Origin of the sequence: Akkermansia sp. (assembly GCF_020860705.1) — a bacterium.
GTDB lineage: Bacteria > Verrucomicrobiota > Verrucomicrobiia > Verrucomicrobiales > Akkermansiaceae > Akkermansia.
In genome coordinates, this window is record NZ_JAJBTT010000007.1 from 13,257 (window position 1) to 27,607 (window position 14,351).

At 54.6% G+C, this 14,351-nt stretch carries 11 protein-coding genes and 2 tRNA genes; 4 read left to right on the forward strand and 9 right to left on the reverse strand.

What is annotated here, in order from left to right; all coding sequences use genetic code 11:
- Positions 1-72: 72 nt before the first annotated feature.
- From LIO64_RS01400 to LIO64_RS01410, 3 genes are all read right to left on the reverse strand, one after another.
- Positions 73-1,977, reverse strand: coding sequence for an NPCBM/NEW2 domain-containing protein (locus LIO64_RS01400; RefSeq protein WP_290547668.1), 1,905 nt, complete (start codon positions 1,975-1,977; stop codon positions 73-75).
- Between the two features lie 18 nt (positions 1,978-1,995).
- Complete coding sequence (locus tag LIO64_RS01405) at positions 1,996-4,146, reverse strand: hypothetical protein (RefSeq protein WP_290547669.1); 2,151 nt, start codon at positions 4,144-4,146, stop codon at positions 1,996-1,998.
- Between the two features lie 144 nt (positions 4,147-4,290).
- The gene (locus LIO64_RS01410) at positions 4,291-5,280 is read right to left on the reverse strand and encodes a malate dehydrogenase (protein WP_290547670.1); all 990 of its coding nucleotides are present in this window, start codon (positions 5,278-5,280) and stop codon (positions 4,291-4,293) included.
- 189 nt (positions 5,281-5,469) lie between these two features.
- Between LIO64_RS01410 and LIO64_RS01415 the strand changes: the two genes are divergently transcribed.
- Entirely contained in the window at positions 5,470-6,792 is a 1,323-nt protein-coding gene (locus tag LIO64_RS01415) for a UDP-glucose/GDP-mannose dehydrogenase family protein (RefSeq protein ID WP_290547671.1), read from the forward strand.
- Positions 6,793-6,901: 109 nt separating this feature from the next.
- Here the strand turns inward: LIO64_RS01415 and LIO64_RS01420 are convergent, their stop codons facing one another.
- The 5 genes from LIO64_RS01420 to LIO64_RS01440 all read right to left on the reverse strand — a co-directional run bounded on the left by LIO64_RS01420 (position 6,902) and on the right by LIO64_RS01440 (position 10,637).
- Positions 6,902-7,882, reverse strand: a complete 981-nt coding sequence (locus LIO64_RS01420; RefSeq protein WP_290547672.1) for an Amuc_1434 family mucin 2-degrading aspartic protease — start codon at positions 7,880-7,882, stop codon at positions 6,902-6,904.
- Positions 7,883-8,324: 442 nt separating this feature from the next.
- Positions 8,325-9,311: a DUF3578 domain-containing protein gene (locus LIO64_RS01425; protein WP_290547673.1), complete on the reverse strand. Its 987-nt coding sequence runs from the start codon at positions 9,309-9,311 to the stop codon at positions 8,325-8,327.
- A 174-nt stretch (positions 9,312-9,485) separates the two neighbouring features.
- A tRNA-Pro gene (locus LIO64_RS01430) sits at positions 9,486-9,562 on the reverse strand.
- A gap of 37 nt (positions 9,563-9,599) precedes the next feature.
- Positions 9,600-9,675 (reverse strand) — tRNA-Phe (locus LIO64_RS01435).
- A gap of 134 nt (positions 9,676-9,809) precedes the next feature.
- A complete protein-coding gene (locus LIO64_RS01440; RefSeq protein ID WP_290547674.1) occupies positions 9,810-10,637 on the reverse strand; it encodes a hypothetical protein in 828 nt (275 codons plus the stop codon).
- A gap of 198 nt (positions 10,638-10,835) precedes the next feature.
- On the opposite strand from LIO64_RS01440, the gene LIO64_RS01445 reads away from it, so the two are divergent.
- Both LIO64_RS01445 and tilS read left to right on the forward strand, forming a co-directional pair.
- Positions 10,836-11,111: a type B 50S ribosomal protein L31 gene (locus tag LIO64_RS01445; RefSeq protein WP_035196558.1), complete on the forward strand. Its 276-nt coding sequence runs from the start codon at positions 10,836-10,838 to the stop codon at positions 11,109-11,111.
- A gap of 105 nt (positions 11,112-11,216) precedes the next feature.
- Positions 11,217-12,224, forward strand: coding sequence for a tRNA lysidine(34) synthetase TilS (gene tilS / locus LIO64_RS01450; protein ID WP_290547675.1), 1,008 nt, complete (start codon positions 11,217-11,219; stop codon positions 12,222-12,224).
- Here the strand turns inward: tilS and LIO64_RS01455 are convergent.
- Positions 12,178-13,269, reverse strand: a complete 1,092-nt coding sequence (locus tag LIO64_RS01455; RefSeq protein WP_290547676.1) for a phosphate acyltransferase — start codon at positions 13,267-13,269, stop codon at positions 12,178-12,180. The two genes, tilS and LIO64_RS01455, sit on opposite strands and share 47 nt — an antisense overlap.
- 141 nt (positions 13,270-13,410) lie before the next feature.
- Here LIO64_RS01455 and LIO64_RS01460 point away from each other — a divergent pair, with 141 nt between their 5' ends.
- Positions 13,411-14,214 (forward strand): histidinol-phosphatase, encoded by an 804-nt coding sequence (locus LIO64_RS01460; protein WP_290547677.1) that lies wholly within the window; start codon positions 13,411-13,413, stop codon positions 14,212-14,214.
- Positions 14,215-14,351: the final 137 nt, after the last annotated feature.

Sequence of the window (14,351 nt, forward strand, 5' to 3'; positions counted from 1 at the left end):
GTCCACAGAACACTATGAGAAAGGACAAAAGACAAGCCTAATGTCACATTTCTCCGCCAGTGGAACAGAAATTCACCGGGTCAGAATGCCGTTGGCAATGATGCCCCAATCGGCGGTATTGCCGTCTCCGGCGTCATCCACGCGGATTTCCAGCTTCCTGCCGCCTTCCACCGCCACCTTGACGGGAACGGAGGAGCCGTCCTTGAGCACGGGAGTCTCAACGAGCTTGTTGCCGTCCAGGTACACGCTGAATTTGACGCTGCCGCGGGAACCGAAGGGCAGGCCCACATCAGCGCGGAATTCCTTCCAGCGGCCGTCCAGGTCATAGGAAAAGACGGCCGGAGCATGCGCCAGAATAAAATGTTCCGGTTTTCCGATCTTCCTGAAGAAAGGCACGGGCCCCAGGTCCGACGGGAACAGAACGTCCCACAAGGGAACGGCCCAGCCCACCTGGGCCACGGAGGGCTTGCAGTCATTCAGGCTAATGCTGGAGACTTCCGCAGGGATCTGGGCCGGAGTGGCCTCCAGGGAAGGATCCTGACGATCCAGCGCACGCTTCCAGATGGGAAGCCATTCTTTCACCTCCGGACGGGAGCCATGCTTGCATTCCACCTCCGCCAGGGCTTTCCTGGCTTCCTCCCTGCGGCCGCGTATCCACAGGTTCTGAACGTCTCCAAAGTAAACGGACTGGGCCAGCGAAGGAACCCGGACGCCCTGGGCATCCATCCACACGGGCAACGTAATCATGCTGCGGGTGCTGTCACAGTTCAGGACTGCCACCCTCATTTCTATAAAACCGCCCTTGTATCCGGGCCGGCAGATCGTGAGATCAAACTCCCCTTCCCCATTCAGGGAAGCTCCCACGGCATTGGAATCATAATCCGAACCGCCGGGAGGATCCAGATGAACCACGATCCCATAAGCAGGCCGCGTCAGGCGCACCCGGCCTTTTAGCCGCAATCCGTCCTTGACGGGAACGGCCTCCAGCCGCTCAAAGGAGCCCGGAACATACTTGCCGATCATGCGCCCGTAGGAGGCGTCAGAGGGCAGCTCCGTTTCCACCCCGTTGAACAACGGAACGCTGGCCAGCATCAGGGCGTCCGTAGGCGCCAGAAAGGCCCCCTTCCCCTCGTTGCGCAGTTCATTGCCGTACGTGGAATTGCCATGGCCCATCAGGGACTCTCCCGCATTGGGGTAATCCCATCCGGTGCCCGTGTGCGGGAGGCCGAAAGAATGCCCCAGTTCATGAGCCGTGCCGCCTATGTAAATGGTGGCGTTCTTCCCCCTGGTCACCTTGAAGCGCCCTCCCTGCATCATTTCCGTATCCAGGAAGCTGGCGGGGTCCAGGCCTTCCTGGTCGCAGGTCCAGCCCGTTCCCTGGTGGCTGAAGCCTCCGCCGTAATAAGGCCCCACACCGTCCGGAAGCTGGCACACGATCAGCACGTGTTCCTTTTCAATATCAATCCCTTTGGAAGCCAGCACCTTTTTGGCGGCTTCCCGGGAGACGGGGCCGGAACTCTGCACATTCACCTCACTCATGGACTTATTTACATAAGCATCATGAATGACCAGCTTTCCCTGGTCGTCCAGATCCAGCTGGAACGTAAGCGGAGGAAACCCGTTGGCCTGCATCTGGTCCGCATAATAAGCCTGGATGTTTTTAAGGAGGTGGTCATACCGTTCCCGGTATCCGTCCAGGGCCGGCCTGTCCTTGAACGTTACATAAACCACATGCAATTTTCTGGAGGACCTGGGTTTGCCCTGATGATAGGCGCCCAGCGTCTTCCATGCGGCACGGGCGGTGGCGGCGTCCCTGGGATTCACTGTCCAGCTGACGGGCAGGCGGGTAAAATCCCCCCCCTCCCTGGCTGCGGAAGCCGGAGCATCCGGGGCAGGTTCCGCATTTTCCCCCATGGCAGGGGCGTTCCACACGCCGGCGCCCAGCGCCAGCAACAAGACAAAAAAGCGTTTCGACATAAGATCCATGAACCGGTGTCAGGATATACGGATGAACCGGAGGTGTTTTATCACCATGTCATTCACCAAACGGTTCATATTCCCGGAAAAAGAATCATACACCATCTCCACCCGGCAGGGACCGGACGGCAGGACCGCTTCCACCGCCGTGGAATAAATAAAATACTCCCAGTTGCCGGAGCGGGAAGTATGGGGAAAAGCCAGCGTTCCCACGCGCCTCCCGTTCAGGTACAGGCTGCGCAAGGCGCAGGTGTTCCCGTCTGAAACGTCATAAGTTCCATTGGCAAAAAAAGCGTCCACCCGGTACACGCCGGGCTTCTCTATGTTGACGTTGTAGCACAGGGCGTCCGGAGACTTCGTAACGCGGGAAAACCAGACTTCATCCCCGCTCAGGCCGCAGGGGCGCGTTTCCATGCGGGAATCTGGGGAAGGATAATCATTGGGGTCATTCAGATAGGATTCCCTGCCGTCCAGCGCAACCGCCATCACCTGGTAAGACACGTTCCCCTGGCCGGGAGAAGGCATGTAATGGCAGAACTCCGTCTGGGACACGGGAATGCCGTTCCGGTAAATGCGGTAATAATCCGCTCCTTCCACCGGCTTCCAGGAGATGCCATGGCGGCTGGCCTTCCATTGCGGAACCGCCAGGTTGCGGCCCATGTGGGCCAGGTTCACCTGCCCCGCCCCTTCTTCTCCGGGAGCCAGTTCCAATTCCACCAGTACATGGCCTTTCACGTCCGCCGGAAGCACCGGGAGGCCTTCCTGCCCGTTGACCGTGCACCGCACTATCCGGCGGCCATGGCCGCGCAGGTGCACATCCACCGTCATGCTGCGGTATTGCAGGCCGGTCAGTTCATGAACGCCCTCAAAGGACTCAGGAACGCAGGGGTGGAATTCCAGGGAATCCGCGAGGAGACGGATGCCGAAAAGCCCCTTGTAAAAACTGCCCAGCATGCCGGCAATGCTCCAGAGCTGGCTGTCGGAACTCAGCAGCAGCCCTTCATCCAGCCCCGTTTCCAAAAGCAGGTTCTCCTTGTTCGTGCCGCACAGCAGGGCGGCACGAACCATGCAGGCGAATGCCAGGGCCAGGGCCGATTCATTCTCCACCGCTGCCGCGGCCTGTGCATAATAGCCTTCCAGAAATGGCCACATGGCACGGTTATGATAGGGAGGCACCTCGTCCGGCATCTGGGGATGGAAACAGGGAATACCATAAATGCAATGTGGAAGAGCCGCTACCATTCCGGAGGCATGGGAACCATGCGCCTGCCCCAGCAGCACGCAAAGCAAATTACCCAGGGAATCCACTTTTTCCGACAACACGGGATATCCGCGGCCATACAGGTACTGCCCGTACAGGACATCTCCGGGAATACGGAAAAACCGTTCAATGACATCGTGCAGGGCGGCGCTTTTTTCCTCCCATTCCCGCGCCTTCCCTTCCAGCCCCAGCTCCCGGAGCATCCGCGCCAGAACCTGGCGGGCCTCCGCATGGAGAACCATGGTGGAAAGGCTGCATGAATCCCCGATATCCGCAGAAGTCATCCACGCAGGATAACTCTGTTCCCGCCAGTCCAGAAAGGAAGACTCCCCTTTCACCAGGCCGCCCGTGGCCGTAAGCACCTGTTCGTCCCTCAGGCATGTTTTTTCCAGCACGCGGCAGGAACGGGACAGCCAGTCAGCATCCCCCGTCAGGCAGTAAACCTCCCAGGCCGCCATTCCCCACACCACGCGGTCGGAAGAAATGGGCCAGGAACCGCCCGTTCCGGTATCCTGCTCCACCTCACCGTTCCGCACCCGGGCATTCAGGCTCTTCATGCAGGCCTGAACATTCCACCATCCCAGCCCCAGATGAGTGGCATAGGAAACGTCACGGGTCCACACGGTGGGCCAGTTGGCCCCGGTCCGAAACGTTCCTTCCCCGTGGAGCAGAGAAGCGGCCTCGCTCAACGCCAGGCTGTAGGCTTGATTCAATACCTCAAAGCTCCCCCGGTAATGCGGGGCATTTCCGGCCCCCTTTGGGATATGCCATTCGGAATAGCGGCCGTTCTTCATGGTCTTCACCTGGCCGTCCGGTCGCACTTCCGCCCAGTGGGCGTCATCCTGGCGCACGGCATTTCCAGTCAGAACAAAGGCTTCCCCCCGGTATAATATACGGTCTTGATCCATAAATAAACGGACACTATATCCATTTTTCTTTTTAACACGTGAAGAAATTTCTGTCCCGCAGAAAATGAGGCTTACGGGGCTTTCCGGCTATAAAAAAACCGGGCTCCCCGAAAACGGGAAGCCCGGTGCAAGAGCAAATCAACTTTAATGCTTCAACAAAGAGGAAATAGCGTCCCGTTCTTCCTTCAGTTCATTGACGGTGGCGTCAATTTTTTCCTGGGAAAACGCGTCGATCGGGAGGCCCTGCACAATTTCCCAGCCGCCATCCTTGGTGGTGCGGATCGGGAAGGAGCAGATCAGGCCCTTTTCAATGCCGTAGGAGCCATCGGAGCAAACGGCCACGGAATACCAGTCGCCTTCCGGCGTCTGGGTAGCCAGGCTGCGGACGGTATCCACGGCGGCGGAGGCGGCGGAGGCGGCGGAAGAAGCGCCGCGGGCTTTGATGATGGCAGCGCCGCGCTGCTGCACGGTGGTGATGAAGTCACCCTTGAGCCATTCCGTATCCTTGATGACTTCCGTCACGGGCTTGCCGCCGATCTTGGCGTTAGTGAAGTCCGGATACTGGGTGGAGGAGTGATTGCCCCAGATGGTCATGTTGGTTACTTCCGTTACATGAACACCGGCCTTTTCCGCCAGCTGGCTCTTGGCGCGGTTTTCATCCAGACGGGTCATGGCGAAGAAACGGTCGGCAGGAACTCCGGTCGCATTGTGCATGGCGATCAGGGAATTCGTATTGCAGGGGTTGCCGACGACGAGCACGCGAACGTCCTTGGCCGCGCTGCGGGCAATGGCCTGGCCCTGGCCGATGAACACTTTGCCGTTGATGTCCAGCAGGTCCTTGCGTTCCATACCGGCCTTGCGGGGAACGGAGCCTACCAGCAGGCACCAGTTGGCGCCGGCGAACGCTTCATCGGGATCACAAGTAGGAACTATTTCATTAATCAGCGGAAACGCGGCATCACGCAGTTCCATTACCACCCCTTCCAGAGCATTCATGGCCGGGGGAATTTCCAGCAGGCGCAGGTTGATCGGCTGATCCGGTCCCAGCATGCTGCCGGAAGCAATGCGGAACAGCAGGGAATAGGCAATTTGGCCGGCGGCTCCTGTAACGGTAACGGTGATAGGTGTTTTCATAACGTTAAATTAAAAATAAACAGATCTTTTCTGTCTGGTCGTGGTTATAACACACGGAAAGGAGGCGCTCAATCAGGAACTTTTTATTTTGGCAGAAAAAATCCCCTCTCCCATTATGCTTGAACATTAGTCCGGGCACCCTTATCCTTAAAAGCAATCAAGTTTTTACCATAAATTTGTACTAACACCATGAATTTAACTATTATTGGCAGTGGTTACGTGGGACTGACCACCGGCACCTGTTTTGCGGAAATGGGCCATCATGTCATTTGCGTGGACAACAACGAGGAAAAGGTACGCACTCTCCAATCCGGATCCATCCCCATTTACGAACCCAAGCTGGAAGATCTCGTCAGGAAAAACGTGGCGGTGGGCCGTCTGGAATTTTCACCATCCATTGCGGACTCCATTCCGGAAAGCGACGTCATCTTCATCGCCGTGCCCACGCCCCCCAATACGGATGGCTCCGTGGACCTGACCTACATTGAAAAAGTGGCGAGGGAAATCGCCCAGGTGCTGACACCGGAAATGGGCTACAAGGTCATTGTGGACAAATCCACCGTACCGGTTAAAACCGGAGAAAAAGTCCGCCAGACCATCAAACGCTACGCGGGGCCGGACGTGCAGTTCGACATCGTTTCCAACCCGGAGTTTTTGAGGGAAGGATGCGCGGTGGACGACCTGCTGCATCCCGACCGCATCGTCATCGGCGCCAACTCGGAACGCGCCATGGACGTCATCAAGCGCGTTTACCAGTCCGTCCATGCCCCCATTCTGGAAACGGACGTCAACTCCGCAGAACTCATCAAGCATGCGGCCAACTCCTTCCTAGCCCTGAAAATCTCCTACATCAACGCCGTCGCCAAGGTCTGCGAAAAAACGGGGGCGGACGTGGAACTGGTGGCGGAAGGCATCGGCATGGACAAGCGCATCTCCCGCCACTTCCTCAACGCGGGACTGGGTTACGGGGGCTCCTGCTTCCCGAAGGACGTCAAAGCCTTCATCAACATCAGTCGCACGCTGGGCATCCCCTTCACCCTGCTGGAGGAAGTGGAACATATCAACGACACCCAGCACATCCACTTCCTGGACCAGATCAGGGAACGCCTCTGGGTGCTCAAGGATAAGAAAATAGCCGTTTGGGGCCTGGCATTCAAGCAGAACACGGACGACATCCGGGAATCCATCGCCCTCAAGCTGTGCGAAAAACTCCGCAGGGAAGGAGCCATCGTTACCGCCACGGACCCCAAGGCCATGCATACCGCCCGTCCCATTCTGGAACCCTTGGGCGTCAATCTGGTGGAAGACATGTACGAATGCGCCCAGGATGCGGAAGTGCTGATCATCGCCACGGAATGGAGCGAATACGCGAATGCGGACCTGCAAAAGCTGGCCGGCGTCATGCGCAACCGCATCATCTTTGACGGGAGGAACATTCTCTCCCCTGTCAATATCAAGGCCGTAGGATTTGAATATCATTCCGTAGGCAGGCCCTCCATTGAGGAATCCTGACCTAGACCGGAAACCATTCCGGTTCCGGGAAACATATGGATAAAAAGGCCTCCGGAGCATTCAGCGCTCCGGAGGCCTTTGTCATGTATTCGCTAATCCTGTTGGCCGATCAAAAATCAAACTGCAATCCCGCACGCAGGTAAAAACCGGGATCGTAATGGTACTTTTCCAGCTCATGGCTCCCGTTGCTGGTCTTGATGGTGCCGGAATTCCCGAAAGAAAAGCCGACATCCGCCACCAGCCTGGGACGCACGCTTCCCCAGTGGCCCAACCCCACATTGGCCCCTACCCCGGCTACGCCGGAAACCCATTGGAACTGCCGGACGTGGCGGTCGCGGTGAATCGTCCAGGTGCCGGACACCACGGAAACGAAAGGCCCCCACGTCAGACCGTCGCTCACCTTATTGGTATAGGAAAGGCGGGTGCCTTCCAATTGAAGGGTCCAGTTGCGGCTGGCTTCCCATTTGAACTGAAGAAGAGGAAGGAGGGGATAATCCCCCAGCTGGGGATAATAGCCGATGCCGATGCCGTAGCTGAAGCGGTCATTCAAAGGACCTGCAAGAATGGCATGACCGCCGAAAAAGAGATTATGGCTTGTCCATGTATCGAAATCCGTGGAAATCTGCGGCGTCACGCCGAAAACCACGCGCGTTTGCCCCTTGATCTTGTAAGAAGCATTGATATTCAGCCAAACCGTATACAACCGGTCTACGTCCAGCACATCCGCGCCCTTCCCGTTGAACCAGCTCAGGCGTAGGGCAGCCGTGGAGGAAAACCCCCAGGACCCGTTGGACATACGGCACAGATTCAGGTCTGTCATCCAGTTCTGTACGTCCACGCTCCCATGCCCGTTCCTGGAATCCATGGGCCCGAGCAATTCAAAATAGGACTGCGTGGGAAAAACGGGCTTGGAAGCGGTTTCCCCTACCGGGGCCGGAGCACTGTTATAGCCGCCGGAATAGGCTTCCGCATAATACCCGGTATCATAACCGTCTGAGGAATCGGAATCCGGATAAGGCTGGGCGTTCGCCTGAGCGACCAGAGCCATGCCGGTCACAAGAGAGAGACTCGACAAAAATCGAAGGAACATGACCGGAAAGTATACATACGCGCGCATACGGTCAATCAAAAGATATACAAATGACTAATTAATTATCTCCACGCCCGAACAGCACTGCAACCAGCATCATCACAAAGACAAGAAGCAAGTACCAGCAGGCCACTTTGCTGCTCCTGATACACGCTCCCGCACAAACAAGAGACACAGTAAAACAAACCGCCGCCAACAAAAGCACACCCCGCGCCAGCACGGGAAAATCCAGCGCACCGGCTCCCGCCGCAAGTAGCGTCCCCGCCACATACCCGGCAAATGACTACCGCAACCCTGCCAGCCAGGAAAAGGATGTCGTCCTCTGCCTATCCTCACTCATGCACTTACTCTGCCCCACAACTTTCAGACCTCAAGCAAAAAATCAAGAAATCATTAATATTTAATTAATTATATATGAATATTCCTGTAATTATTTACCAATCTATATATTTATATAATTATTTTTAAATTTATTAAAATTATATATAAATTCGGAAGATTTATGTATCATCTTATGGCAATTAGGACATAAAACGACAAAATCTTCTTTTGTAACTTCTTCACTGGCATTCTTTCTTTCTGCCACAGGCCTAAGGTGGTGTGCCTCTATATAATCTTTACCGATATCTCCATAACGTTCCTCTAGTTTTATTCCACACACTTCACATTTATACCCTCGTTGTTGCTTTACCCAATTACTAATTTTAGCATTTCTTTCTCGCAAAACATGCTTTCTAAATTTTAAAGTTTCTATCATTGATGGTGGTGCAGTTTCAGAATAAGCTTCTCCTTCTTCATAAAGAAACTCATTATTGGAACTATAAGACATATTATTATCAGCCATTTCAATTAATAATTTATCGTATAGACACAAAAATCTAATCAAATCTTCTAGGAATTGTTCATCTTTCAAATTATCGATATCTTTTAAACTATATTCTTTTGCTGTTATCGAAGCATTTGCATAGTAATCAGGTTTTTTTGAGCTAGATCTACTAGTTAAAGATAGAGGTTCATTTCTCAAATCTGCCAGTTCTTTTTGATTTAATAATTGACGTAAAGCCTTCGAGCGACGCAATAATTTTTGTGATTTATTTTTACCACTGAAACAAGTTACTCCTTGATTTAGAGATAAATATAATTTTTTTGTTTGAGAATCTAATAAATAAACAATATAGATACCATCTTGGGGACTTTTTGTTGCTATAGGGTTTAGTATTGCCACCCAAGGAATATCAGCCCATTTTCCTTGACCTATACTTCCAAGAAAAATAAAATTCTGGTATTTAATATGAATTAACTCCTTGATTTGATTTGGTATTTTTGAACGTACTAAATTTCCGATAGAGTGATTTTTTATTTGGTTACTCTTTGAAGATTCTAAATAATCTTGCATCCAAGTATGTATAGATTCTAAGAGTTTTCTCATCAATATAAATTATTTTAAATTAATTCCAAAAAACACTAATTAATCCGCCAGGATATCACGATTTCTTTTGTTGAAAAAGTTTCTCTAATCTTAGTTCCTTTTTAAGCCCTTCAATGTTTTTTGATATCTATTTATATCAAAAAGCACCACAATTCTTTAACAGCTATGAAAAAATGGTCGGGAAGACAGGATTCGAACCTGCGACATCCTGCTCCCAAAGCAGGCGCTCCACCAGGCTGAGCTACTTCCCGTATAAAAAAAGGGGGGATGAAAAATTGGGAGAAAAAATGGTGGCTCGGGACGGGATCGAACCGCCGACACGGGGATTTTCAATCCCCTGCTCTACCGACTGAGCTACCGAGCCACTTGCTTGCACGCAGAACGTGTTTGCGGGGCAGAATCTATCACCAACTCTCCGGTATTGCAACTCCAAAATATCATTTTCCCAATTTTCCTGCGTTTTGCCTTGTTACTCAGAAGGAAAAACCTCCCCGTCAATCAGGAAGAGGCCTGCGCCAGAAGACCGCTCAACACCAAAGGAAAGATCAGCGCCACCCAGGAGAGGGTGTACAGCAGGAGGGGAGGCATGTTCCGCTTCAACCTGTCCAGCACAAACATCAATACTCCCGCCATGGCAAGGCCGTAGTAAATCCACGCATCCCCGGTGTATTCCCGCGCGGCGGCGGCCAGGCAGAAAACAACGTAAATGACAATCACTCCCATCCAGACCAGGGACCTCATGTCACGGGCGGCGGAGTCCTGTCCCTCGCCCTCCTCTTCTTCATTCCACCGTTTCCGGCTGAACATGCTCAGAATAACCAGGGCTACCAGATACCACGTGGATGTGGATAATTGGCCGCTCCATCCCCCTCCCATCGTCCCGTAAAAGTAGGCAGGAATTCCGGCGCCCGTCGCAAATGAAACGGCAGCAAAGAACGATCCCAGGACAAATCCTGAAGAAGGATTCTCTTTTTTGCGCAGATTGGTGGAAAAGTAAAGGAAGAGCAGGCTGCAAACTCCCGGCAGAAGGGCAAACTGGAAGATCACCACACCCAATTGGAAGAACATGATCCACAGCCCCGTCACGCCGGCCACCGCGATGAGCAGGGAGATGACGAAACAGTGCTTTTTGGCAAACAACAGACATTCATCCGAGTATAGGGAAGGCCCTCCCCGGAATACTTTCAGCACCCGGTCCAGCATGTTGACGCACCAAACAGCCACAAACAGGAATTGGTACAGCCAGGGAGACGAGACTACCACCAGATGCGACTGGCTGACGGCAAAAGCCCAAGCAATGGCGGCAGAAGGGATCTCCAGTCCCATCAGGGAAAACCACGCCCACCAGGGGGGCCTCTTCAGCACCTGCTCCATTTTCCGTTACATCATCCCCATAACCGTTTCCCCCGCAAGCCTCCGAACCGTCATTTGCAGACTTCCGCATTTTTATGCAGGGATGCTTGACATGCAATAAAACACACCTATACTGGTGCTCCCCTTGCGTCGGAAACGCAATACATCACCATGAAGAAAGATATTCATCCCCAGTATAATCCGGTCGTTTTCGTTGACATCACCACCGGACGCCGCTTCATCACCCGTTCCACCGTTCGTTCCCCCAAGACGGAAGTTATTGACGGGGTTGAACATTTCGTGGTTTCCTGCGGGATCACGTCCGATTCCCATCCGTTCTTCACCGGCAAGAACCAGTTCGTGGACACGGAAGGCCGCATCGACAAGTTCCAGAAGCGTTTCGGCACCGTCCGCCGCAGCGGCGGCAAGCCCAAGCTCAACAAGTAAGGCTTGTTCCCCAACAGTTTTCCAACCCCGTTTCCTTTCCGGAAAACGGGGTTTTTTATTTGAAGGCTTCTCTTTGCCTCTTTTTCCTGCTTCACTGGCGGCAGCATGACGTTGACACCGGACCATTTTGACAGCCAGTCTGCGGAATTTCTCCGCTCCGGACGGCCCGTGCTTGCCGGCATCAGTGGCGGACGGGATTCCATGGCACTGCTTTCCCTGCTGTCCGGCATGCAGGGCTGCAACCTTATCGCCTGCCACATCCACCACGGCTTGCGCCCGGAGGCGGAGGAGGAGGCGCAGTTCGTCCGCCAATACGCCGCCTCCCTGGGGGTCCCCTGTGTCTGGGAACGAGTCGACGTGCGCAGCATGGCCAGCACCATGAAAGTTTCCATTGAAGAAGCGGCACGGCATGCACGGCAGGCTTTATTCCTGAAATGGTCCGCAGACCGTCCGGGGGCTTTCGTAGCCCTGGCCCACCACCGGAACGACCAGCAGGAGACAGCGCTTCTTCACCTGTGCCGCGGGGCTTCCGGCATTCACGGCATGTCTCCCGTCTCCACCTGGGCAAACGGGCTGACCGTCGTGCGGCCTCTGCTGGATTTTTCCAGGGAGGACATTACCGCCTACCTGAACCATCATCATATTCCGTGGCGGGAGGACGCCAGCAACCAGTCTACTGAATACACCAGGAATGCCCTGCGCCATGAAATCATTCCCAAGTTGAACACCCTGTTCAAGCGCGATACCAGCCTTTCCTTTTCACGTGCCTGCCGCATGGAGAACCGGATACGCACGGCGTTGTCCCAGGCCCTGGAATCCATGATCCTGACGGATCCCCAGGGGCGCCTGTTCCTGCCGAAGGTCAACCAGCTCCCTGCGGAGCTGAAGCAATGCGCCGTGCATGATTACCTGCGCCGGCAACACGTTCCGGACCTGACGGAGGATGCCGTGCTGCGGGTGATGGACATCCTGAAGACGGATGGACCTTCCCGGACTTCCCTGCCCGGAGGCAAGCTGGCCGTACGCAAGGAGAAACGCCTGCTGATCAAGGACGCGCCGCCCCCTGTCAATAGAGGGGAGCAACGCCCTGGGGATACAGCAGGTGGAATTTGATGGCTTCATTCCCCACCACCAGCGCGGTGCCGAACATCCTGTCTTCATCCGTCAACCGCGGAAGTTGGGCAATCGGGAAGAGCAGTCCTCCCAGAATGAGGCCGTAGTTGTATACGGACGGCATCATGCAGATCAGCTTTTTGGAAATGTCCGCGGCATCCAGAGTGGGGAAGACCCATACGTCACTGGGCTGCAGCATGCAGTTGCGGTGCACGCGCACACCGTAGGAATCCGTTGAGAGGGCCGCGTCAATCTGGATTTCCCCTTCCACGGAGATTTCATTGTTCAGGCATTCTTTCTGCACCATGCTCCGGGCAAGCGCCGTGGCGGCCCTGGTGCGGTCCGCCGCCAGTTCCGGCACGGATCCGCTGGTGGATGCGCTCAACATGGCGACGCGGACGCTTTTACCAAGCATGTGGCGGGCCATTTTGGCCGTTTCCACGGCAAAGTAGGCCATGTTTTCCACCGTAGGATCAGGAGTCACGCCGGTATCCGCCAGGAAGTAGATGCCCCGGCCTCCGAATTTTTTGGCAAATTCGGGAACAAGGACAATGGAAATGGCAAACAGGGGTTTGGAGGGAACAACCTCCTGACGATATTTGTTCACGGCGCGGAAGACGGAAGCCACCCTTTTCATATTCCCGGCCACAATAGCGTCCGCCTGGCCGTAAAGCACCATCATGGCAGCAAAGTGGACCGGTTCGGAAACGATTTCACGCGTGTTGACGGGCAGTCCGTTTCCGAACATTTGTTCCGCACGTTCATAGCGGTCGCAGAACATTTGAAGGTCGGAGCTTTTTTCCGGTTCGATAATGCGCACGAATTTCAACGAAATGCCGTTCATTTCCGCCATTCTCCGGATGACTTCCTTCCTGCCCAGCAGAATGGGCACGCCGGCCTGTTCCGTCACAAAGCGTTCGGACACGCGCAACACGCGCACATCCTCCCCTTCCGGGAAAACAATGCGCTTGGGATGGCGCTTCAAGTTATCCAGAAGCGGTCCTGTGAAATCATTCAGCGGGGAAAAGCCTTGCCAATCACTCATATGTCACGTGTCCTATTCAACGGCACTCTAAAAAATCCTGTCCATAAAATCAATCCATAAAGTCAAAGACTGCAAATAATCGGCAAATGCGTCCTCCGGATTGAACCATCCGCGCCGCCGTGCTAGTATGGGCATTCCCCCATGTACTGCGATTACCACACCCATACCCCCCTGTGTCTGCATGCCGCAGGCACCCCGCAGGAATATGTGCAGTCAGCCGTCCGCGCCGGACTCCGGGAATACGGCGTTTCCGACCACGCCCCGATGCCCGGGGAACCTTTTGACGATTGGCGCATGAAGCAGGCGGACATGCCAGCTTATCTGGACTGGATCGCGGAGGCCCGGGAATTAGCCGCTCCGCACGGCCTGACGGTCCGCGCCGCACTGGAATGCGACTGGTTTCCCGGCATTGAACCATGGATCGAGCATTTGCAGAGCCTGTACGAATGGGATTACCTGATCGGCTCCGTCCATTATCTGGGAGAGAAGGAGGAGTTTGACAATCCCTACAAGATGGATTTCTGGAACCGGACGGATGTGGAAGATGCCTGGACGCAGTATTGGGAACGCTTCCGGGATATGGCGGCCTCAGGCCTGTTCCAGATCATGGGCCATGCGGACCTGATTAAGAAATTCGGCTTCCGCCCCTCCGGAGACCTGCGCCATTATTATGAACCCGCGCTGGAAGCCATGCGGAAATCCGGAGCCTGTCTGGAACTCAATACCGCCGGATGGCACAATAAGTGCGCTGAGCAGTACCCAGATGCACAGTTCCTGAAGATGGCCGCGGAGATGGGCATTCCCCTCACCATCAGTTCAGACGCACATTCTCCGGAAAACATCGGCCGGGATTTTGACCGGGCCGCGGACCTGGCGCACCGCTCCGGATTCAAACAGACGGCCTCCTTCCATGCAGGCCTCATGGAGCTGTCTCCACTGCCTTAATATTGACTTTCCCCATTTCCTTTACAGGAAAGAAAAAGCTCCCGCAGACCATGACGGCTGCACCTTGGTCAAACCGCGCTCCAACCTGCCTTCCCGGAGGCAATATTTCTGCGGAGGCCGGTACGCCTCTTCCGGAA